This window comes from Variovorax palleresanus (assembly GCF_051144945.1).
Lineage (GTDB): Bacteria > Pseudomonadota > Gammaproteobacteria > Burkholderiales > Burkholderiaceae_C > Variovorax > Variovorax paradoxus_S.
Genome location: NZ_JBJNVP010000002.1, coordinates 3501232 through 3523096 on the forward strand (window position 1 = coordinate 3501232; position 21865 = coordinate 3523096).

A 21865-nucleotide genomic window follows, 5' to 3' on the forward strand; every position below is an offset into this window, starting at 1 on the left:
CCATGTCCATGACCCCCCAGGAAATCGTCTCCGAGCTTGACAACCACATCGTCGGCCAGCCCGCCGCCAAGCGCGCCGTGGCCATTGCGCTGCGCAACCGATGGCGCCGCCAGCAGGTCGAAGAAAAGCTTCGCGCCGAGATCACGCCCAAGAACATCCTCATGATCGGCCCCACGGGCGTGGGCAAGACCGAGATCGCGCGCCGCCTGGCACGCCTGGCGGATGCGCCGTTCATCAAGGTCGAGGCGACCAAGTTCACCGAGGTGGGCTATGTCGGCAAGGACGTCGACTCGATCATTCGCGACCTGGCCGAGATTGCCGTCAAGCAGACGCGCGAAGCCGAAAGCGCCAAGGTGCGCGCCCGTGCCGAGGACGCCGCCGAAGACCGCATCCTCGACGTGCTGCTGCCCCCCGCGCGCGGCGCCGATGGCACCACGCCGGCGCTCGATGGCCCCAACCCCACTCGGCAGGCCTTCCGCAAGAAGCTGCGGGAGCACCAGCTCGACGACAAGGAGATCGAGCTCGACCTGGCCGAAACCCGTGCCCCGCTCGAGATCATGGGCCCGGCGGGCATGGAGGAAATGACCGAGCAGCTGCGCGGCATGTTCGGCCAACTGGGCGGCGGCAAGCGCAAGACGCGCAAGCTCAAAATCGCCGAGGCCATGCGCCTCCTGATCGACGAGGAAGCCGCCAAGCTGGTCAACGAGGACGAGATCCGCATGCAGGCCATCACCAATGCCGAGCAGAACGGCATCGTCTTCATCGACGAGATCGACAAGGTGGCCACGCGCAGCGAAGCCCAGGGCTCCGACGTGTCGCGCCAGGGCGTGCAGCGCGACCTGCTGCCGCTGGTCGAGGGCACGGCCGTGAGCACCAAGTACGGCGTGGTGCGCACCGACCACATACTGTTCATCGCGAGCGGCGCGTTCCACCTCAGCAAGCCGAGCGACCTGATTCCCGAGATGCAGGGGCGCTTTCCGATCCGCGTGGAGCTGCAATCGCTCTCGGTGTCGGACTTCGAAAGCATCCTCACGCAGACCCGCGCGTCGCTCGTGAAGCAGTACCAGGCGCTGCTCGCGACCGAAGGCGTGACGCTCGAATTCACGCCCGAAGGCGTCAACCGCCTCGCGGCCATTGCCTTCGAGGTGAACGAGCGCACCGAAAACATCGGCGCCCGCCGCTTGTCCACCGTGATGGAGCGTCTGCTCGATGAGGTAAGCTTCGACGCAGCGCGCATCGAAGGACAGACCATCCGCATCGATGCCGCCTACGTCGACGAGCGCCTTGCGGCACTAAGTCACGACGAAGACCTTTCGCGCTTCATCCTCTGAAGCTGCTTTGCGGCCCCTGTAACGGGGCCGCGCTTCACGCATCACATTCACTGCGTGAGCTAAGTGCTTCATTCTCAACGAAATTCACCGGTTTCCAGGTTTGGAAATCGGCGCTAAGTCGTTGATTCCATTACAAAAAATACCACCAACGACCAGTTGCGCCTGAAGTGTTTCCTGCTACAGTGCAAAAAAGTGCAGTTAAGTGGGAAAAAGTGCGGGTGGTGCCTCTTTCGGGTGCTGCGGCGCTCCCAACACAGGGGTTCTGGTCGTGTTTCAAGGCGCTTCATCGCTCAGTCTGGATGCCAAGGGGCGGCTCTCCGTGCCGACCCGGCATCGTGACGTCCTGAGCGCGACGGCGAACGGCCAACTCACGATCACCAAGCATCCGCACGGCTGCCTGATGGTGTTCCCGCGTCCCGAGTGGGAGAAATTCCGCGAGCGCATCGCCGCGCTCCCAATGTCGGCACAGTGGTGGAAGCGCGTATTCCTCGGCAATGCGATGGACGTCGAGATGGACGGCACCGGCCGCATCCTCGTTTCGCCCGAATTGCGTGCGGCCACGGGCATCACGCGCGAGACGTTGTTGCTGGGCATGGGCAATCATTTCGAGCTCTGGGACAAGGCCAGCTACGAAGCCAAGGAGGCCGAGGCCACCCAGGGCGAGATGCCCGATGTGTTTCAGGACTTCGCGTTCTGAGGACTCGTGTGAACACTCCATGGATCCATACCACCGTGTTGCTGAACGAAGCGGTGGAAGCCCTTCTTTCAGGCAGCGCCGCGGCCACGGGCACCTACGTGGATGCGACCTTCGGGCGCGGAGGGCATGCGCGCGCGATCCTCGCGAGGCTGGCACCGGAAGGCAGGCTGATCGCATTCGACAAGGATGCGGAAGCAGTGGCCGAAGCAGCGCGCATCTCGGATGCGCGTTTTTCCATCCGGCACCAGGGATTCCGTTCGCTGGGCGAATTGCCCGATGCCAGCGTGGCGGGTGTGCTGATGGACCTGGGCGTGAGTTCGCCGCAAATCGACAACCCGGTGCGCGGCTTCAGTTTTCGATTCGACGGCCCGCTCGACATGCGCATGGACACCACGCGCGGCGAGAGCGTGGCCGATTGGCTGGCAACAGCCGAACTTCAGCAGATTGCAGAGGTGATCCGTGACTATGGCGAAGAACGGTTTGCTGTTCAGATTGCAAAGGCGATTGTTGCTCGCAGACAAGAACGGGGCGCAATTTCAACCACCACCGAACTGGCCGAGCTCGTGGCTGGCACGGTCAAAACCCGCGAGCAGGGCCAGAACCCTGCAACGCGCACATTTCAGGCTTTTCGGATTTTCATCAACGCCGAGCTTGAAGAGCTGCAACAGGCGCTAGAGGCGAGCCTCTCCGTGCTGCAGCCCGGGGGCCGGCTCGCGGTGATCAGCTTCCACTCGCTGGAAGACCGCATCGTGAAGCAGTTCATCGCCAAGCATTCGAAGGAGGTGTACGACCGCCGCGCGCCGTTCGCCGCCCCGAAGGTGATGAAGCTGCGCGCGCTCGAGCGCATCAAGCCTTCGGCCGAAGAGGTGAAAGGCAACCCGCGCTCGCGCAGCGCCATCTTGCGCGTGGCAGAGCGCACGGAAGCTGCTTGACATGGCACGCCTCAACCTGCTCCTGATGCTCGCGGTGGTCGCCTCCGCGCTCTACCTCGTGCACACGCAATACCTGTCGCGGCAGCTCTATACCGAGCTCGACCGCTCGCAGCAGGAGGCGCGCCGGCTCGAACTCGACCGCGACCGGCTGCAGGTGGAGAAACGCGCCCAGGCCACGCCCCTGCGGGTGGAAAAGCTCGCCAAGGAGCAGCTCCAGATGCGCACCACCACGCCGGCCATCACGCAGTACGTGCGGCCCGACGGCTCGGTGATTCCGGCCGTGGTGGCGCCGCCGCCCGCCCCGCCGGCGGGTCCGGCGACCAAGCCCGCCGCGAGGGCCCAGCGATGAGCCGCCGCAGCGTCCGCTACACCACCAGCCCCTTGCTCGCGAGCAAGACGCCGGTCTGGCGCAGCAAGTTCATCGTCGCGGGCATTGCCTTCGGCTTCGTCGTGCTGGCGGGCCGGGCTGCGTACGTGCAGGTCTTCAACAACAGTTTCTTCCAGCGGCAGGGCGAGGTGCGCTTTGCGCGCACGCTCGAGCTGCCGGCCAACCGCGGGCGCATCCTCGACCGCAACGGGCTCATCCTGGCCTCGAGCGTGGTGGCGCCGAGCATCTGGGCCATTCCGGAAGACGTCGAACGCGACGACCCCGAAGTCCGCGCCAAGCTCAAGCAGGTGGCCAAGCTGCTCGAAATGCCGCAGAAGGACTTCGACAAGAAGCTCGAGGACGAGGACAAGACCTTCGTCTGGATCAAGCGCCAGGTCGACGAGCCCATTGCCAAGCAGATTGCCGCGCTCAACCTCAAGGGCATCTACCAGCGCAAGGAATACAAGCGCCAGTACCCGGAGGGCGAGGCCGCGGCGCACGTGGTGGGCTTCACCAACGTCGAGGACAACGGGCAGGAAGGCATCGAGCTGTCCTTCAACAAGGACCTGGCCGGCAAGGCCGGGTCGCGCCGCGTCATCAAGGACCGGCTGGGCCGCGTGGTCGAGGGCGTGGGCGAACAGGTGCCGCCGGTCGACGGCAAGGACATCCAGCTCAGTGTCGACAGCAAGGTGCAGTTCTTCGCCTACCAGAAGCTGCGCGACGCCGTGACCGCGCGCAAGGCCAAGGCCGGCAGCGTGGTGGTGCTCGACGCGGTCACCGGCGAAGTGCTGGCGCTGGCCAACTACCCGAGCTACGTGCCGGACAAGCGCCAGAACCTCACCGGCGAGCAGCTGCGCAACCGCGCGCTCACCGACACCTTCGAGCCCGGCTCCACCATGAAGCCGATCACCGTCGCCATGGCGCTGGAAGCGGGCCGCGTGAAGCCCTCGACCCTGATCGAGACCGGACCGGGCCGCTATCAGATGGGCGGCTTCACCATCAGCGACACCCACAACTACGGCACGCTGACGGTCGAGGGCGTTATCCAGAAATCGAGCAACGTGGGCGCGCTCAAGATCGCGCAGAAGATGTCTCCGCACGAGATGTGGGACACCTACACCGCGCTCGGCTACGGCCAGAAGCCGCAGCTCCAGTTTCCCGGCGCCGTGAGCGGCCGGCTGCGGCCCTGGAAGACCTGGAAGCCGGTGGAGCAGGCCACCATGGCCTACGGCTACGGCCTGTCGGCGTCGCTGTTTCAAATGGCACATTCGTACACCGCCTTTGCGCACGACGGCGCCATCATTCCCGTCACCATCCTCAAGAATTCAGAGCCGCCCGCCGGCGTGCGGGTGTTCTCGCCGTCGAATGCGCTGGCGGTCCGCAAGATGCTGCAGATGGCCGCCGGGCCGGGCGGCACCGGCACGCGCGCGCAGACCATCGGCTACTCGGTGGGCGGCAAGTCGGGCACGGCGCACAAGCAGGTCGGCAAGGGCTATGCAAGCAACAAGTACCGGGCCTGGTTCACCGGCATGGCACCGATCGAGAAGCCGCGGATCATCGTGGCCGTGATGATCGACGAGCCGAGCGACGGCCAGTATTTCGGCGGCGTGGCCGCCGCGCCGGTATTCAGCGAAGTCGTGCAGCAGACCCTGCGCATGATGAACGTTCCGCCCGATCTCGCCGTCAAACCGCTGGTGATGACGCAAGGCGTCGACGAGAGCTTCTGAGCATGCTGACACTCACTTCTCCCCAACTCGCCGCGCTCTGGCTCAAGGAGCGCGTGCAGGGTGCGCTGCATGCGGACAGCCGGCCGGTGGGCGCTGGCGACGGCTTCATTGCGTGGCCCGGTGCCGCCACTGACGGACGCAAGCACGTGGCTTCCGCGCTGGCGCAGGGCGCGGCGGCCTGCCTGGTCGAGCACGACGGCGTCGAGGCTTTCGACTTCCACGGCGACGACCGCATTGCAAGCTACCCCGGCCTCAAGGCCGCCACCGGCCCGATCGCCTCGGCTTTTTACGACAACCCGTCGGCCGCGCTCGAGGTGCTGGCCGTGACCGGCACCAATGGCAAGACCTCCACCGCCTGGTGGCTCGCCGAATCGCTTTCCACGCTGGCCGTGCCCGGCGGCGTTCGCCCGTTGCAGCCGGACGGTTCGACCGAGCGCTGCGTACCGTCGCCGTGCGCGGTCATGGGCACGCTGGGCATCGGCGTGCCGCCGGAGCTCACCTACACCGGCCTCACCACGCCCGACCCGGTGATGATGCAGCGCGAACTGCGCTCCCTGGTCGAGCGCGGTTTCGGCGCCTGCGCCATCGAGGCCTCGTCGATCGGCATTGCCGAACGCCGGCTCGACGGCGCGCGCATCGCGGTGGCCGTGTTCACCAATTTCACGCAGGACCACCTCGACTACCACGGCAGCATGGAAGCCTACTGGCAAGCCAAGGCCGAGCTGTTCCGCTGGCCCGGCCTCCGCGCCGCGGTCATCAACATCGACGATGTGCATGGCGCCAGCCTGTGCGCGAACCTCATCGAAGCCGGCATCGGTGCCCTCGACGTCTGGACCGTCTCGGCGGCAGGCAGCCCCGCGCGGCTGATGGCGCGGGACGTCGGCTATGGCGCGCAGGGCCTGCAGTTCTCCGTGGTCGAACACGGCGTCCCGGGCGTGGAGCGCATCTCGACCGGCCTGATCGGACAGTACAACGTGGCCAACCTGCTGGGCGTGCTCGGCACACTGCGGGCGCTGGGGCTTTCGCTGGCGCGGGCCGTGGCGGCCTGTGCCAACCTCACCAGCGTGCCCGGCCGCATGGAGCGCGTGGGCACCGGCATCGGTATGCCGCTGGCGGTGGTGGACTACGCCCACACACCCGACGCGATCGACAAGGCGCTGGCGGGCCTGCGCCCCCTGGCGCGGCAGCGTGGCGGCGCACTCTGGTGCCTGTTCGGCTGCGGCGGCGACCGCGATCCGATCAAGCGCCCGATGATGGCGGCCGTGGCCGAGCGCCAGGCCGATCGCGTCATCGTGACCAGCGACAACCCGCGCAGCGAAAACCCCGACGCGATCATCAGCCAGATGCTGCTCGGCCTCGCGCGCCCCGAGGCGGCCCAGGTGCAGCCCGACCGCGCCGCCGCCATTGCCGACGCCATTGCGCAGGCTGCGCCCGAAGACGTGGTGCTCATCGCCGGCAAGGGCCATGAAGCCTGGCAGGAAATTGCCGGACAGCGCATCCCGTTTTCGGACCGGACCCATGCGCTCGAAGCGCTCGCGAATCGAGGTGGGGCATGAACCAATCGACGCCACTCATGCTGACCCTGGCCCAGGTGCAGCAATGGATTCCCGGTGCGCGCCTGGTGGGCGAGCCCACCACGCTCATCACCCGCGTTCACACCGACACGCGAACGCTCGCCAATGGCGACCTGTTCGTGGCGCTCAAGGGCGAACGCTTCGACGCCAACGAATTTCTGGCCGATGCCAAGGCGCGCGGCGCCGTTGCGGCCATTGCGCACCACGGCCTGCAGGAAGCGGGCCTCGCGGGGCTCGAGGTGCCCGACTCGCTGGCCGCACTCGGTGCGCTGGCCGCGGGCTGGCGCGCGCAGTTCGACCTGCCGCTGATCGCGGTCACGGGCAGCAACGGCAAGACCACGGTCACGCAGATGATCGCGGCCATTCTGGTCGCGTTCCGGGCCGACCGCGCGCTGGCGACGGCCGGCAACTTCAACAACGAGATCGGTGTTCCGCTCACCCTGCTGCGGCTGCGCGCGAAGCACCAGCATGCGGTGGTCGAGCTGGGCATGAACCACCCAGGCGAGATTGCCCGGCTGGCCGCCATTGCATGCCCGACCATCGCGCTGGTCAACAACGCGCAGCGCGAGCACCTGGAGTTCATGGACACCGTGGAAGCAGTGGCCCGCGAGAACGGCGCGGTGTTTGCCTCTTTGCCGGAGGACGGCACGGCCGTGTTTCCGCACGGCGACGTTTTCACTTCGCTGTGGAACGACATGGCGCATTCCGGCGCGATGCGACGCTGCATGACATTCGGCGAGCAGGCAGACGCCGACATTTCGCTGGTACGGGCCGAATGGCAGCACGGCGCGTGGGAAGTCCGCATTCACACGCCGCTGGGCAACTGCGATGCGCGTTTGCACATTGCGGGCCGGCACAACGTGGTCAACGCATTGGCGGCCACCGCGTGCGCGCTCGCTGCGGGCGTTTCGCTCGAAACCATCGGCGCGGGCCTCACGGCTTTCGAGCCGGTGAAAGGCCGCTCCAAGGCGAGCGAGGTGGTGCTGGTGGGCGGGCATGCGCTCACGCTGGTGGACGACAGCTACAACGCCAACCCCGATTCCGTGCGCGCCGCCATCGACGTGCTCGCGGCCCTGCCGGGCCCGCGCCTGCTGGTGCTCGGCGACATGGGCGAGGTCGGCAACCGCGGACCCGAATTCCATGCCGAGGTCGGCGACTGGGCACGCCAGCGCGGCATCGAGGCGCTGTACGGCCTGGGCGCCGAAACCGCGCATGGCGTGGCCGCTTTCAACGGCGCTGGCAACGGCCGCCATTTCGACAACGTGGATGCGCTCAACGCCGCGGTGCTGGCGCGGCTGCCGCAGGTTGCCAGCGTGCTCGTCAAGGGATCGCGCTTCATGAAGATGGAGCGGGTGGTGCAAGCCATCGAGCAATCACAACAACAAAAGGAGGCCGGTCATGACGCATGAGCCGTGCAAGACAACATGCTGATGAGCCTGGCCCAATGGCTGCAAACACTTTCGCCCGAATTCGGGTTCTTGCGCGTTTTTCAGTACCTCACGTTCCGTGCGCTGATGGCCGCGCTCACGGCGCTGGTGGTCGGCCTCGTGGCCGGCCCCTATGTGATCCGCCGCCTTGCCGCGCTCAAGATCGGCCAGCCGGTGCGCGGCTACGGCATGGAAACGCACCTGACCAAGAGCGGTACGCCCACCATGGGCGGCGTGCTGGTGCTGTTTGCCATCGCCTTTGCCACCGTGCTGTGGTTCGACGCTTCGAACCGCTTCGTCTGGATCGTGCTGTGGGTGACGCTGGGCTTCGGCGCCATCGGCTGGGTCGACGACTGGCGCAAGGTGGTGCGCAAGGACCCGGAAGGCATGCGCTCGCGCGAGAAGTATTTCTGGCAGTCGGTGGTCGGCCTGATCGCGGGCTTCTACCTGCTCTTCAGCATCTCGGAAAGTTCGAACTGGCGCGTGCTGCAGCTGTTCTTCGCCTGGGTGCAGTCGGGCTTCGATCTCGACTTTCCGCCCAAGATCAACCTGCTGGTGCCCTTCTTCAAGGAGGTGAGCTATCCGCTCGGCGGCATCGGCTTCGTGATCCTGACCTACCTGGTGATCGTGGGCGCGAGCAATGCGGTCAACCTGACCGACGGCCTCGACGGGCTGGCGATCATGCCGGTGGTGATGGTGGGCTCGGCGCTGGGCGTGTTCGCCTACGTCACGGGCAGCGCCGTGTATTCCAAGTACCTGCTGTTCCCCAACATCCCGGGTTCGGGCGAACTGCTGGTGTTCTGCTCGGCCATGGCCGGCGCGGGCCTGGCCTTTCTCTGGTTCAACACCCATCCGGCGCAGGTCTTCATGGGCGACGTGGGCGCGCTCGCGCTGGGCGGCGCGCTGGGCACCATCGCGGTCATCGTGCGCCAGGAGATCGTGTTCTTCATCATGGGCGGCATCTTCGTGGTCGAGGCGATCTCGGTGATGGCGCAGGTCATGTACTTCAAGTACACCAAGAAGCGCTACGGCGAAGGCCGCCGCGTGCTCAAGATGGCACCGCTGCACCACCACTTCGAGAAAAGCGGCTGGCGCGAGACGCAGGTCGTGGTGCGCTTCTGGATCATCACGATGCTGCTGTGCCTCGTGGGCCTTTCAACGCTGAAGCTGCGGTAACAGGCACATGCGTCATCTGAAAGACCTCCCCGTCCTCGTCCTCGGCCTCGGTGCGTCCGGGCTGGCGATGGCGCGCTGGTGCGCACGCCACGGCGCGCAGGTGACCGTGGCCGACACGCGCGAGGCGCCCCCCGCACTCGCCACGCTGCAGGCCGAGCTGCCCGAGGTCGCTTTCATCGGCGGTCCGTTCTCGGCCGCGCTGATCGAAGGCACGCCGATCCGCGCGGTGTACCGCTCGCCGGGCCTGTCGCCCGCGACCATCGCGCCGGTGGTCGATGCGGCACGGGCCGTGGGCCTCGCGGTCGGCGGCGAACTGGATCTCTTCGCACATGCGCTGCGGGATCTGCAGGCCGTCGAGCTGCCGGCGGTGGAAGCGGAGCCCGAGGCTGAAGCCGCTGCGGAAGCTGTCGAGCCAGAGGCGCAGGCCGAGTTGGACCTGGACGTCGAAGCTGCGGAAGCTGCACAGGCCGAGCCTGAGCAGGCCGACGCGGTCGAGCCGACCCCGGTGCCTGAGTCGATTGAAGCTGGCGAGCATGCCTCGGCAGCTGAAACACCTGAAGCAGTCGAGCCCCCGCCAACGGCCGAGCCGACCGAGGCCGAACCCGCGCCCCCCGCCATGGCGGAAGCCATGCCGCGTGATCCTTCGCTGAGCGTTCCGGTGGCGCAGCCTGCGGAAGAAGCGCCGGCCGCACCGTCGGCAGAGACGCCAGAAAACCCGGAAGCCGCAGCGCCCGCGCCCGCCACCGTTTCGCGCCTGCCGAGCACCGGCAAGCCTTACGTTCCTACCGCGGCCAGGGAAGCGGCCGAGTTCGTCGCCAAGATTGCCGAGCTCTCTGCCTCCAACCCGGCCTCCGCGGCCGTCGAGGAAGAGCCCACGCCCCAGCTCCCGCTGGTGCCGATCGAGGAACCGCCGGCGCCAAAGGGCTACACGCCCGCGGTGCTCGCCGTCACGGGGACCAATGGCAAGACCACCGTCACCGCGCTGACCGGCCAGCTGGTCGAGCGCGCCGGCAAGAGCGTGGCCGTGGCGGGCAACATCGGCCCCACGCTGCTCGACACGCTGGCCGCGCACATCGACGCCCAGACGCTGCCCGATGTCTGGGTGCTCGAACTCTCGAGCTTCCAGCTCGACGGCGTGCAGGGCTTCGAGCCGACCGCCGCGACGGTCCTCAACCTCACGCAGGACCATCTCGACTGGCATGGCGACATGCCGTCGTATGCATCGGCCAAGGCACGCATCTTCGGCTCCAAGGGGCTCATGGTGCTCAACCGCGACGACCCGGGCGTGATGGCGATGTTGCCTCCGCCCATCAAGGTGAAGCTGCAGCGCCCGCAGATCCGTGCGCACATCACCTTCGGCAGCGCGATGCCGCTGCGTCCCGGCGACTACGGCATCGAGCGCGTCAACGGCATGACCTGGCTGGTGCGCGCGCTGGAAGCCGACGAGACGCAGAAGCGCAAGCGCGGCGCCGTGGTCGAAGAGGAGATCTTCCTGCAGCGCCTGTTGCCCGCCGATGCGCTGCGCATCCGCGGGCGCCACAACGCCATGAACGCATTGGCAGCGCTCGCGCTGGCCAGCGCCGCCGATTGCCCGCTCGGTCCCATGCTCTACGGCCTGCGCGAATACCGCGGCGAGCCGCATCGCGTCGAGCCGATCGCGCTGGTGGACGATGTCGAATACTTCGACGACAGCAAGGGCACCAACGTGGGCGCCACGGTGGCCGCATTGAGCGGCCTTGGCGAAGACCGCCGCGTGGTCGTCATCCTGGGCGGCGAAGGCAAGGGGCAAGATTTCGAGCCGCTCGCCGATCCCGTGCACCGCTGCGCGCGCGCCGTGGTGCTCATCGGCCGCGATGCGCCGCTGATCGAACAGGCCCTGGCCGCCACCGGCGTCTCGCTGATGCATGCCGGCTCGATGGAAGAAGCCGTCAAGCTCGCGGCCGCGCGCGCCAACCCTGGCGATGCCGTGCTGCTGTCACCGGCCTGTGCGAGCTTCGACATGTTCAAGGACTACGAACATCGCGCGGCCGTGTTCCGCGAGGCCGTGCAGGCGCTTGCGGACGATCCGCATGAAGCCGCCTCGTCCAACGATGCCGACTTTTCTTCGGGAGACCCGGTTTGAACACCGCAGCCGCCGGCGCCACGCCCAATGCAAAGACCAGCCGCTTCGGTGGCTGGTTCAAGCGCGCGCGCAGCGGCATCGATTCGCTGCCTGTGCACCTGCCGGTGCGGCTGGGCGGCGCCGGCATCACGCAGACCAAGGCCGCGCCGATGCGCGTGCTGGGCTTCGACCAGGCGCTGGTGTGGGTCACCGTCGCGCTGCTCACCTGGGGCCTGGTGATGGTGTATTCGGCCTCGATCGCGCTGCCCGACAACCCACGCTTCGCGCGCGCCGGCTACAGCGCCTCGTTCTTTCTCACCCGGCATGCGGCCTCGGTGGCGTTCGCGTTCATCGCGGCGCTGCTCGCCTTCCAGATCCCGATGAAGACATGGGAGCGCGCCGCGCCCTGGCTCTTCGTCGCCTCGCTGCTGCTCCTGGTGGCGGTGCTCATTCCGCACGTCGGCATCAACGTGAACGGTGCGCGGCGCTGGCTGCCGCTCGGCTTCATGCGCTTCCAGCCGTCGGAGCTGGCCAAGCTCGCGATGGTGCTCTACGCCGCCAGCTACATGGTGCGCAAGATGGAGATCAAGGAGCGCTTCTTCCGCGCCGTGCTGCCGATGGGCATCGCGGTGGTGGTGGTGGGCATGCTGGTGATGGCCGAGCCCGACATGGGCGCCTTCATGGTGATTGCCGTGATCGCCATGGGCATCCTGTTCCTGGGCGGCGTGAACGCGCGCATGTTCTTCGTGATTGCCGCGCTGGTGGTGGTGGCCTTCGGCACCATCGTCGCGACCAGCCCATGGCGGCGCGAGCGCATCTTTGCGTATCTCGATCCGTGGAGCGAAGAGCATGCGCTGGGCAAGGGCTACCAGCTCTCGCACTCGCTGATCGCCATCGGCCGCGGCGAGATCTTCGGCGTGGGCCTGGGCGGCAGCGTCGAGAAGCTGCACTGGCTGCCCGAGGCGCACACCGACTTTCTGCTGGCCGTGATCGGCGAAGAGTTCGGCCTCGTCGGCGTGCTGCTGATCATCGGCATGTTCCTCTGGCTGACCCGCCGCATCATGCACATCGGCCGCCAGGCGATTGCGCTCGACCGCGTGTTCTCGGGTCTCGTCGCCCAGGGCGTGGGCGTGTGGATCGGTTTCCAGGCCTTCATCAACATGGGCGTGAACCTTGGCGCACTGCCGACCAAGGGGCTGACCTTGCCGCTGATGAGCTTCGGCGGTTCGGCCATCCTGATGAACCTGGTGGCGCTGGCTGTCGTGCTCCGTATCGACTACGAGAACCGCGTGCTGATGCGGGGAGGTCGCGTATGACGCGGACCGCACTCGTGATGGCTGGCGGAACCGGTGGTCACATCTTCCCCGGCCTTGCCGTGGCCGAGGCGCTGCGCGACCGCGGCTGGCGCGTGCACTGGCTGGGCGCGCCCGGCAGCATGGAAGAAAAGCTGGTGCCGCCGCGCGGCTTCGCGTTCGAGCCGGTGCAGTTCGGCGGCGTGCGTGGCAAAGGTCCGCTCACGCTGTTCCTGCTGCCGCTGAAGCTGCTGCGTGCCTTCTGGCAGAGCCTGCGCGTGGTGCGCCGTGTGAAGCCAGACGTGCTGGTGGGCCTGGGCGGCTACATCACCTTTCCGGGCGGCATGATGGGCGTGCTGCTCAACAAGCCGCTGGTGCTGCACGAACAGAACTCGGTGGCCGGGCTTGCCAACAAGGTGCTGGCAGGCGTGGCCGATCGCGTGTTCACGGCCTTTCCCAACGTGCTCAAGAAGGCGCAGTGGGTGGGCAATCCACTGCGCGCGGCGTTCACCTCGCAACCCGATCCGGCCGTGCGCTTCGCTGGCCGCACCGGGCCGCTCAAGTTGCTGGTGGTGGGCGGCAGCCTCGGCGCGCGCGGCCTCAACACCGTGGTGCCGCAGGCGCTCGCGCGCATCGAGCCGGGCACGCGTCCGCACGTGCTGCACCAGAGCGGCGCCAAGCAGATCGATGAACTGCGCGCCAACTACGCGGCGGCCGGTGTCGAAGGCGAGCTCACGCCGTTCATCGAAGACACCGCGCAGGCCTACGCCGACGCCGACATCATCGTCGCGCGCGCCGGGGCCAGCACCGTCACAGAAATCGCGGCCGTCGGCGCAGCAGCGCTGTTCGTGCCTTTTCCCTCGGCGGTCGACGACCACCAGACCACCAACGCGCGCTTCCTCGTCGACGCGGGCGGTGGCTGGCTGGTGCAGCAGACCGACCTCACACCTGAATTGCTGGCTGACTTGCTACAGAAAACCGAGCGCACCGCGCTGATCGAACGGGCCACCAAGGCCAAAACCATGCAGAAGACCGAAGCGGTCGACGCGGTCGTCCGCGCCTGCGAGGAGCTTGCCAAATGAAGCACGCTATCCGTCATATTCACTTCGTCGGCATCGGCGGCTCGGGCATGAGCGGCATTGCCGAGGTGCTGTTCAACCTTGGCTACCGCATCACCGGCTCCGACCTGGCCGACAGCGCGACGCTGCGCCGGCTTGCGGGCCTGGGCATCGGCACCTTCGTGGGCCATGCGGCGGCGCACATCGACGGCGCGGATGCGGTGGTCACTTCCACCGCGGTGCAGTCGGACAACCCCGAGGTGCTGGCCGCGCGCGAGAAGCGCATTCCGGTGGTGCCGCGCGCGCTGATGCTGGCCGAGCTGATGCGCCTGAAGCAAGGCATCGCGATTGCGGGCACGCACGGCAAGACCACCACCACGAGTCTCGTGGCCAGCGTGCTCGACGCCGCCGGGCTCGACCCGACCTTCGTGATCGGTGGGCGCCTCAACAGCGCCGGCGCCAATGCGCAACTGGGCAGCGGCGACTACATCGTGGTGGAGGCCGACGAATCGGACGCCTCGTTCCTGAACCTGCTGCCCGTCATGGCGGTGGTCACGAACATCGATGCCGACCACATGGAAACCTACGGGCACGACTTCGAAAAGCTCAAGAAAGCCTTCGTCGATTTCCTGCACCGCATGCCGTTCTATGGCGTGGCCATTCTGTGCACCGACGATCCGGCGGTGCGCGACATCGTGAGCCACGTCACCTGCCCAGTCACCAGCTACGGCTTCGACGAGGGCGCCCAAGTGCGCGCGGTCGACGTGCGCGCCGTGGGCGGGCAGATGCATTTCACGGCGCAGCGGCGCAACGGCGTGACGCTGCCCGACCTGCCCATCGTGCTGAACCTGCCGGGCGAGCACAACGTGCGCAACGCGCTGTCGGTGATCGCGGTGGCGGTCGAACTCGGCATTCCCGACGAGGCGGTGCAGCGCGGTCTGGCCGGCTTCAAGGGCGTGGGCCGCCGCTTCCAGAGCTATGGCGAGGTGGCGGTGCAGGGGTCTCAGCCCGGCAGCTTCACCGTGATCGACGACTACGGACATCACCCGGTCGAGATGGCGGCAACCATTGCCGCCGCGCGCGGTGCGTTCCCGGGGCGTCGGCTGGTGCTGGCCTTCCAGCCGCACCGCTACACCCGCACGCGCGACTGCTTCGAAGACTTCGTCAAGGTCATCGGCAATGCCGACGCGGTGCTGCTGGGCGAGGTGTACGCCGCGGGCGAGCCGCCCATCGTGGCGGCCAACGGCCGCACGCTGGCGCGCGCACTGCGCGTGGCGGGCAAGGTGGAGCCGGTATTTGTCGACGACATCAATGCCATGCCGCAAGCCATTCTGGACAACGCGCGCGACGGCGACGTAGTGCTTTGCATGGGCGCGGGCTCCATCGGCGCGGTGCCGGGCAGGGTCGTTGAAATTGCCGCCACGGCGCGCGGCGCGGAGGTTACCCCATGACCCTTCAGGATCTAAAACAATTCGGCAAAGTGGCCGTGCTGTTCGGCGGAAGCTCCGCCGAACGCGAAATCTCGATCATGTCCGGCACGGGCGTGCTCGAGGCGCTGCGCTCGCGCGGCGTCGACGCGCATGCCTTCGATCCGTCCGAGCGCGATCTGGTCGAGCTTCGGCGCGATGGCTTCGCGCGCTGCTTCATCGCCCTGCATGGGCGGCATGGCGAAGACGGCACGGTGCAAGGCGCGCTTGAACTGCTCGGCATTCCCTACACCGGCTCGGGCGTGATGGCGTCGAGCGTGGCCATGGACAAGGTCATGACCAAGCGCATCTGGCAGGCCGACGACTTGCCGACGCCCAGGTACGTGCGCCTGGCTTTCGACCAGCAGAGCCGCGAGCAGGTGAGGGCGGTGCCCGATGTGCTGGGCCTGCCGCTGATCGTGAAGCCCCCGCGCGAGGGTTCGTCGATCGGCGTGACCAAGGTCGAGGGCTACTCGCAGATGCAGGACGCGGTGGCGCTATCGGCGAAGTACGACGCCGACGTGCTGTGCGAGGAGTTCATCGAGGGCGAGGAAGTGACCTGCGCCGTTCTCGGCCAGGGGCTCGAAGCGCGCGCGCTGCCCGTGGTGCGCATCGCCGCGCCGCAGGGCGCCTACGACTACCAGAACAAATACTTCACCGACGACGTGAAGTACCAGTGCCCGAGCGGCCTGCCCGAAGCCGAGGAACACGAGATCCAGCGCATCACGCTGGCCGCGTACCACACGCTCGGTTGCCGCGGCTGGGGCCGCGCCGACGTGATGATCCGCGCGAGCGATCGCAAGCCCTTCCTGCTCGAGATGAACACCTCGCCCGGCATGACCGGCCATTCGCTGGTGCCGATGTCGGCGCGCGCGGCGGGCATTGCCTACGAAGACCTGTGCCTGAGCGTGCTGGCCTCGGCTTCGCTGGACGCCAAGGGAGGAGCGCACTAGCCATGGCCGATAGCATTCCCGTGCCTTTTGACGTCAAGCTCATGAACATCGTCGCGAACCTGGCGTTCGTGGTGGTGGCGCTCATGCTGCTGGCGGCGGGCGCATGGTGGGTGCTGCGCCAGCCCTTCTTCCCCATCGGCGGCATCAAGGTCGACGGCGACGTGACGCACAACAACGCCGTGACGCTGCGTGCCAACGTGGCGCCGCAACTGGCCGGCAACTTCTTCACGGTCGACCTGGGGCGCGCACGCACGGCCTTCGAGTCGGTGCCGTGGGTTCGCAAGGCGGTGGTGCGGCGCGAGTTTCCGAACAAGCTGCGCGTCACGCTGACCGAGCAGGTCCCGGTGGCCACCTGGGGCGACGAGGCCGGGTCCAAGCTGATCAACGGCTTTGGCGAGGTGTTCGACGCCAACGTGGCCGAGGTGGACGACCGGCTGCCGCGGCTCGATGGACCCGTCGAGCAGGCCGGGCAGGTGCTGGGCATGTACCGCGTGCTGGCGCCGATCTTCCAGCCCTACGACTTCGGCATGGAAGAACTCACGCTGTCGAGCCGGGGCAGCTGGAAGGTGGTGCTCGATACCGGCGCCGAGATCGAGCTTGGCCGCGGCCAGCCCGAAGAGGTGGCGGCCCGCACGCAGCGTTTCCTGAAAACCGTGACCCAGGTCGCGGGCCAATACCACCGCACCGCGGCGGACGTCGAAGGGGCCGACCTGCGCCACAACGACGCCTATGCGTTGCGTCTTCGCGGTGTCACCACGGTCGTGACCGACCCCAAGACCAAGAAGAAATAAATAGCGAATACCGAGGACATTCAATGCCCAAAGAATACAAAGACCTGGTTGTCGGACTCGACATCGGCACCGCCAAGGTGATGGTGGTGGTGGCCGAGGTGCTGCCCGGCGGCGAACTCAAGCTCGCCGGCCTCGGCATTGCGCCGAGCAACGGCCTGAAGCGCGGCGTGGTGGTGAACATCGACGCCACCGTGCAGAGCATCCAGCAGGCCTTGAAGGAGGCCGAGCTGATGGCCGACTGCAAGATCAGCCGCGTCTACACCGGCATCACCGGCAGCCACATCCGCGGCATCAATTCGAGCGGCATGGTGGCGGTGAAGGACAAGGAAGTGACCCCGGCCGACGTGGCCCGCGTGGTGGAAACCGCGCGCGCCATCAACATCTCGAGCGACCAGCGCCTGTTGCTGGTGGAGCCGCAGGAGTTCGTGATCGACGGCCAGGACGTGAAAGAGCCGATCGGCATGAGCGGCATGCGGCTCGAAGCCAAGGTGCACATCGTGACCGGTGCGCAGAGCGCGGCCGAGAACATCATCAAGTGCGTGCGCCGCTGCGGGCTCGAGGTCGACCAGCTGATGCTCAACCCGCTGGCCTCCAGCCAGGCGGTGCTCACCGAAGACGAGCGCGAGCTTGGCGTGGTGCTGGTCGACATCGGCGCGGGCACCACCGACGTGGCCATCTTCACCAACGGTGCGATCCGCCACACGGCCGTGATCCCGATCGCGGGCGACCTGATCACCAGCGACATCGCGATGGCGCTGCGCACGCCCACCAAGGACGCGGAAGACATCAAGGTCGAGAACGGCTACGCCAAGCAGCTCTTGGCCGACCCCGACACGCAGGTGGAAGTGCCCGGCCTCGGCGACCGCGGCCCGCGCATGCTGAGCAAGCAGGCGCTGGCGGGCGTGATCGAGCCGCGCATCGAAGAAATCTTTTCGCTGGTGCAGCAGGTGGTGCGCGAGTCGGGCTACGAAGAGGTGCTGTCGTCGGGCGTGGTGCTCACGGGCGGCAGCGCGGTGATGCCCGGCATGGTCGAGCTTGGCGAGGACATCTTCCTGAAGCCGGTGCGGCGCGGCATTCCGAAGTATTCGAGTGCGCTCTCCGACATGGTGGCACAGCCGCGCGCCGCCACGGTGATGGGCTTGCTCGAGGAAGCGCGCTTCGCACGCATGCGCGGCTTCAAGGTCGCGCAGAAGAACGGGTCCGTAAAGACTGCGTTCGGACGTTTCAAAGACTTCATCGTGGGGAACTTCTGACCATGAATCACTCCCCACTCTGGCTCGCACGCGGCGGTCCGCCCTTGCATTTCAACGAGCGATGGCGGCGCACAGGTCCACCGCCGCGACGACAGCTTCGTTGAACTCGTCAAGACACTTAAAAGATTCATACATACACAACGGCAACTGCAAATTCAAGGAGTTAAAAATGACCATCGAAATGATCGAAGTCGAAGAATTCAATCAAGGCACTCAGATCAAGGTGATTGGTGTCGGTGGCGGCGGCGGCAATGCCGTCGCGCACATGATGGAACGTGGCGTGCAGGGTGTGCAGTTCGTTTGCGCCAACACCGATGCGCAGGCGCTCCAGCGCAGCAATGCCCACAAGATCATCCAGCTGGGCACCAGCGGCCTCGGCGCGGGCAGCAAGCCCGACAAGGGCCGTGACGCAGCCGAAGCCGCGGTGGACGACATCCGCGCCGCCATCGACGGCGCGCACATGCTGTTCATCACCGCCGGCATGGGCGGCGGCACCGGCACCGGCGCCGCACCCGTGATTGCGCGCGTTGCCAAGGAGATGGGCATCCTCACCGTGGGCGTGGTGACCAAGCCCTTCGACTGGGAAGGCGGCCGCCGCATGACCAACGCCGACAACGGCCTGGCCGAGCTCGAGGCGAATGTCGATTCGCTGATCGTGGTGCTCAACGAGAAGCTGCTCGACGTTCTGGGCGAAGACATCACCCAGGACGAAGCCTTCGCGCATGCGAACGACGTGCTCAAGAACGCCGTGGGCGGCATCTCGGAAATCATCAACGAGTACGGCGGCGTGAACGTCGACTTCGAAGACGTGCGCACTGTGATGGGCGAGCCCGGCAAGGCCATGATGGGCACCGCCGCCGCCGCCGGCCCGGACCGCGCGCGCATCGCCGCCGAACAGGCCGTGGCCTGCCCGCTGCTCGAAGGCATCGACCTCTCGGGCGCCAAGGGCGTGCTGGTGCTGGTGACCGCATCGAAGGGTTCGCTGAAGCTGAACGAGTCGAAGCTGGCGATGAACACCATCCGCGCCTATGCCTCGCCCGACGCGCACGTGATCTACGGCGCCGCCTACGACGAAAGCCTGGGCGACCAGATGCGCGTGACGGTGGTCGCCACCGGCCTCTCGCGCGCCGATGCACGCCGCCAGGCACCGACGCTCGAAGTGATCCGTACCGGCACCGACAACATCCCGTTCAACGTGCCGACGCTCGGCGCGGGCCATGCAGGCCATGCAGGCCATGGCGGCCACAGCGTGAGCCAGCCAAACTACGACGGCATGGCGGTGCCCAGCGTGTGGCGCACCAACCGCACGATGGCGGCCGCCAAGGTGGACGCGCTGTCTTCGGGCGGCATGGACGACTTCGAGATTCCCGCATTCCTGCGCCGTCAAGCTGATTGACGCCAGGCCACCGAACGCAGAGGGCACGAAGGTTCGCAAGGGGTACGGGGAAGACCTGAAAGGGACTTCTGCCGGCTCTAGGCGCTGCGTCCGCTTCGTGCCCTTTGCGTCCACTATCGGGCGCTTGAAATAGAACCTATGTCTATCGGTGCCATAGCGAGGGGAATAGGCCGGCATGCGCGCAGCGCGCCTAAAATCCCCCGCGTGCTGCAACAACGAACACTCAAGTCGATCAGCCGCGCCGTGGGCGTGGGGCTTCACAGCGGACAACGCGTGGAGCTGACGCTGCGTCCGGCTCCGGCGGACACCGGCATCGTGTTCCGCCGCGTCGACCTGCCCGAGCCGGTCGACATCCGCATGACTGCCGAAGCGGTGACCGACACGCGCCTGGCTTCCACGGTCTCGACCGGCGGGGCGAAGGTGCAGACGGTCGAACACCTGATGTCGGCCTGCGCCGGCCTCGGCATCGACAACCTCTACATCGACATCACGGCCGATGAAGTGCCGATCCTCGACGGATCGGCCTCGTCCTTCGTGTTCCTGCTGCAAAGCGCGGGCATCGAGCTGCAGAAGGCACCCCGCCGCTTCATCCGCGTGACCCGCAAGGTCGAGGTGCGCGAAGGCGAGGGCGCCAACGAGAAGTGGGCGAGCCTGGAGCCGTACCACGGCTACAAGCTGAGCTTCGAGATCGACTTCGATCATCGCGTGGTCAATTCCACCGGCCAGCGCGTGGAGTTCGATCTCGGCAAGGACTCCTACAGCCGCGACATTGCGCGCGCGCGCACCTTCGGCTTCACGAAGGAAGTCGAATACATGCGCAGCAAGGGCCTGGCGCTCGGCGGCGGCCTGGACAACGCCATCGTGATGGACGACACCAAGGTGCTCAATGCCGGGGGCTTGCGCTACGACGACGAGTTCGTGAAGCACAAGATCCTGGACGCCATGGGCGACCTGTACATCATCGGCAAGCCGCTGCTCGCGGCCTATACCGCGTTCCGATCGGGCCATGCGCTCAACAACAAGCTGCTGCGCGAACTGCTGGCGAACAGCGACGCCTACGAGGTCGTGACCTTCGAGGACGAGAAGCGCGCACCGCGCGGTTTCGGCGAAGTGGCGCGGGCCTGGTAGGGCGCCTTCGGCCGATGCTTCTCTTCCGCTGGGCCATCCTGCTGCTTCTGCTGGTGGCGGGCGTGTCGTTCGCGTTCTATGCCGGAACCGGGAAGGTCAAGTACCGGCGCCTTGGCTGGATCGTGCTCAAGTGGACGCTGCTCGCGGCGTTCGGCTTCTTCGCGGTGCTGATCGCCGAACGGGTGGTGTAGCCCCAGGCCAGGAAGCCAAGGCCTGCAAGGCCTGTAGCTGCTGCGCCAGCAAGGGTCCCCTGCGATGCAGCGGAGCCAGCAGCACGACCGTGTCTCCCAATGCCTTGGGCCGTCCCCACGGCGCATGCAGCTTGCCTTGCGCCAGGAGCGGGGCCACCAGCCGTTCGCGGCCCATGAGCACACCTTCGCCATCGAGCGCCGCCTGCAGCGCAAGGCTGTAGAGCGAGAAGTCCGGACCTGCGGCCAGTGCGTCGGCCTCTGCCGCGGTAGTGCCGGGACGCACGGCCTGCAGCCAGCGCGCCCAGTCGTCGTGCCACACGGTGTCGTGCAATCCGCCGCAGCGGGCCAGCACATCGATCAGGTCATCGAGCGGACGTGGGCGACCGCTCTGCAACGCCTGCTGGATGCGCGGGCTGCACACCGGCACGAGCCGGTCGCGTGCGAGAGCGATGCCTTGCGCACCGACGGCTGCTTCGACGTGATCGCCGGCACGTGCATAGAACAGCCCCAGATCGAAAGGCTCGCGCCGGAAGTTCGGCGGCTGCTCCAACGCCGTAACCGAGACCTGCACGCCCGGCAGCGCCGCCTTCAGCCGCGAGAGCCGGGGCGACAGCCACAGCTGCGCCACGGCCGGCAAGGCCGCCACCTGCAGGGTGCTGCGCCGCGCGGCGGTCTGGGTTTCGTGGCGCAGCGACTGAACCGCAAGGCCGAGCTGGTCGACCGCAGCGCTGAGCGCGGGCAGTGCGCGCCGTCCGTGCGCACTGAGGCGAATGCCCTGGCTGTGGCGCTCGAACAGCGCGCCGCCGGCCCAGGTTTCCAGGGCCTTGATCTGCTGCGCGACGGCAGCCGGCGTGACGAACAGCTCTTCGGCCGCACGCGCGAAGCTGCCGTGGCGCGCCGCGGCCTCGAAGGCGCGGACGGCCGTGTGCGGTGGCAGGCGAGGGCGGGGTGGTGCGAGCGGCATGAAAAAGGAGGGCAAGTATTTCTATGGCTCAGGCCCAGATT

General features: G+C 67.1%; 19 protein-coding genes. 18 read left to right on the forward strand and 1 reads right to left on the reverse strand.

What is annotated here, in order from left to right:
• Window positions 1-2: 2 nt before the first annotated feature.
• The 18 genes from hslU to ACJ7Z0_RS20335 all read left to right on the forward strand — a co-directional run bounded on the left by hslU (window position 3) and on the right by ACJ7Z0_RS20335 (window position 20860).
• Entirely contained in the window at window positions 3-1331 is a 1329-nt protein-coding gene (gene hslU / locus ACJ7Z0_RS20250) for an ATP-dependent protease ATPase subunit HslU (RefSeq protein WP_434791274.1), read from the forward strand.
• Window positions 1332-1599: 268 nt separating this feature from the next.
• Window positions 1600-2028 carry a division/cell wall cluster transcriptional repressor MraZ gene (mraZ, locus tag ACJ7Z0_RS20255; protein WP_055801648.1) on the forward strand — a complete coding sequence of 143 codons (429 nt, stop codon included), beginning with the start codon at window positions 1600-1602 and terminating at the stop codon, window positions 2026-2028.
• A gap of 8 nt (window positions 2029-2036) precedes the next feature.
• Window positions 2037-2960, forward strand: a complete 924-nt coding sequence (gene rsmH, locus ACJ7Z0_RS20260; RefSeq protein WP_434791275.1) for a 16S rRNA (cytosine(1402)-N(4))-methyltransferase RsmH — start codon at window positions 2037-2039, stop codon at window positions 2958-2960.
• Between the two features lies 1 nt (window position 2961).
• Complete coding sequence (gene ftsL / locus ACJ7Z0_RS20265; protein ID WP_434791276.1) at window positions 2962-3309, forward strand: cell division protein FtsL; 348 nt, start codon at window positions 2962-2964, stop codon at window positions 3307-3309.
• On the forward strand, window positions 3306-5054 hold the full coding sequence (locus tag ACJ7Z0_RS20270) for a peptidoglycan D,D-transpeptidase FtsI family protein (RefSeq protein ID WP_434791277.1): 1749 nt from the start codon (window positions 3306-3308) through the stop codon (window positions 5052-5054). Before ftsL ends, ACJ7Z0_RS20270 begins: the two co-directional genes overlap by 4 nt.
• A gap of 2 nt (window positions 5055-5056) precedes the next feature.
• Entirely contained in the window at window positions 5057-6610 is a 1554-nt protein-coding gene (locus tag ACJ7Z0_RS20275; protein WP_434791278.1) for a Mur ligase family protein, read from the forward strand.
• Window positions 6607-8037, forward strand: coding sequence for a UDP-N-acetylmuramoyl-tripeptide--D-alanyl-D-alanine ligase (locus ACJ7Z0_RS20280; protein WP_434791279.1), 1431 nt, complete (start codon window positions 6607-6609; stop codon window positions 8035-8037). The genes ACJ7Z0_RS20275 and ACJ7Z0_RS20280 overlap by 4 nt, the downstream gene beginning before the upstream one ends.
• A gap of 15 nt (window positions 8038-8052) precedes the next feature.
• Window positions 8053-9231, forward strand: a complete 1179-nt coding sequence (gene mraY / locus ACJ7Z0_RS20285; protein WP_093021885.1) for a phospho-N-acetylmuramoyl-pentapeptide-transferase — start codon at window positions 8053-8055, stop codon at window positions 9229-9231.
• Between the two features lie 7 nt (window positions 9232-9238).
• Window positions 9239-11353: a UDP-N-acetylmuramoyl-L-alanine--D-glutamate ligase gene (gene murD / locus ACJ7Z0_RS20290; protein WP_434791280.1), complete on the forward strand. Its 2115-nt coding sequence runs from the start codon at window positions 9239-9241 to the stop codon at window positions 11351-11353.
• Complete coding sequence (gene ftsW / locus ACJ7Z0_RS20295) at window positions 11350-12648, forward strand: putative lipid II flippase FtsW (protein WP_434791281.1); 1299 nt, start codon at window positions 11350-11352, stop codon at window positions 12646-12648. Before murD ends, ftsW begins: the two co-directional genes overlap by 4 nt.
• Entirely contained in the window at window positions 12645-13706 is a 1062-nt protein-coding gene (murG, locus tag ACJ7Z0_RS20300) for an undecaprenyldiphospho-muramoylpentapeptide beta-N-acetylglucosaminyltransferase (RefSeq protein WP_434791282.1), read from the forward strand. The genes ftsW and murG overlap by 4 nt, the downstream gene beginning before the upstream one ends.
• Window positions 13703-15133 (forward strand): UDP-N-acetylmuramate--L-alanine ligase, encoded by a 1431-nt coding sequence (gene murC, locus ACJ7Z0_RS20305; protein WP_431124790.1) that lies wholly within the window; start codon window positions 13703-13705, stop codon window positions 15131-15133. Before murG ends, murC begins: the two co-directional genes overlap by 4 nt.
• Window positions 15130-16101 carry a D-alanine--D-alanine ligase gene (locus tag ACJ7Z0_RS20310; RefSeq protein ID WP_434791283.1) on the forward strand — a complete coding sequence of 324 codons (972 nt, stop codon included), beginning with the start codon at window positions 15130-15132 and terminating at the stop codon, window positions 16099-16101. Before murC ends, ACJ7Z0_RS20310 begins: the two co-directional genes overlap by 4 nt.
• A gap of 2 nt (window positions 16102-16103) precedes the next feature.
• On the forward strand, window positions 16104-16892 hold the full coding sequence (locus ACJ7Z0_RS20315; protein WP_431124786.1) for a cell division protein FtsQ/DivIB: 789 nt from the start codon (window positions 16104-16106) through the stop codon (window positions 16890-16892).
• A gap of 23 nt (window positions 16893-16915) precedes the next feature.
• Window positions 16916-18145, forward strand: a complete 1230-nt coding sequence (gene ftsA / locus ACJ7Z0_RS20320) for a cell division protein FtsA (RefSeq protein WP_007832444.1) — start codon at window positions 16916-16918, stop codon at window positions 18143-18145.
• Window positions 18146-18314: 169 nt separating this feature from the next.
• Window positions 18315-19541: a cell division protein FtsZ gene (ftsZ, locus tag ACJ7Z0_RS20325; protein ID WP_434791284.1), complete on the forward strand. Its 1227-nt coding sequence runs from the start codon at window positions 18315-18317 to the stop codon at window positions 19539-19541.
• A gap of 204 nt (window positions 19542-19745) precedes the next feature.
• Window positions 19746-20669: a UDP-3-O-acyl-N-acetylglucosamine deacetylase gene (gene lpxC / locus ACJ7Z0_RS20330; protein WP_307638897.1), complete on the forward strand. Its 924-nt coding sequence runs from the start codon at window positions 19746-19748 to the stop codon at window positions 20667-20669.
• Window positions 20670-20683: 14 nt separating this feature from the next.
• Window positions 20684-20860 (forward strand): hypothetical protein, encoded by a 177-nt coding sequence (locus ACJ7Z0_RS20335; RefSeq protein ID WP_434791285.1) that lies wholly within the window; start codon window positions 20684-20686, stop codon window positions 20858-20860.
• Here ACJ7Z0_RS20335 and ACJ7Z0_RS20340 read toward each other — a convergent pair.
• Entirely contained in the window at window positions 20796-21824 is a 1029-nt protein-coding gene (locus ACJ7Z0_RS20340) for a LysR family transcriptional regulator (RefSeq protein ID WP_434791286.1), read from the reverse strand. The genes ACJ7Z0_RS20335 and ACJ7Z0_RS20340 overlap by 65 nt on opposite strands.
• Between the last annotated feature and the right edge of the window lie 41 nt (window positions 21825-21865).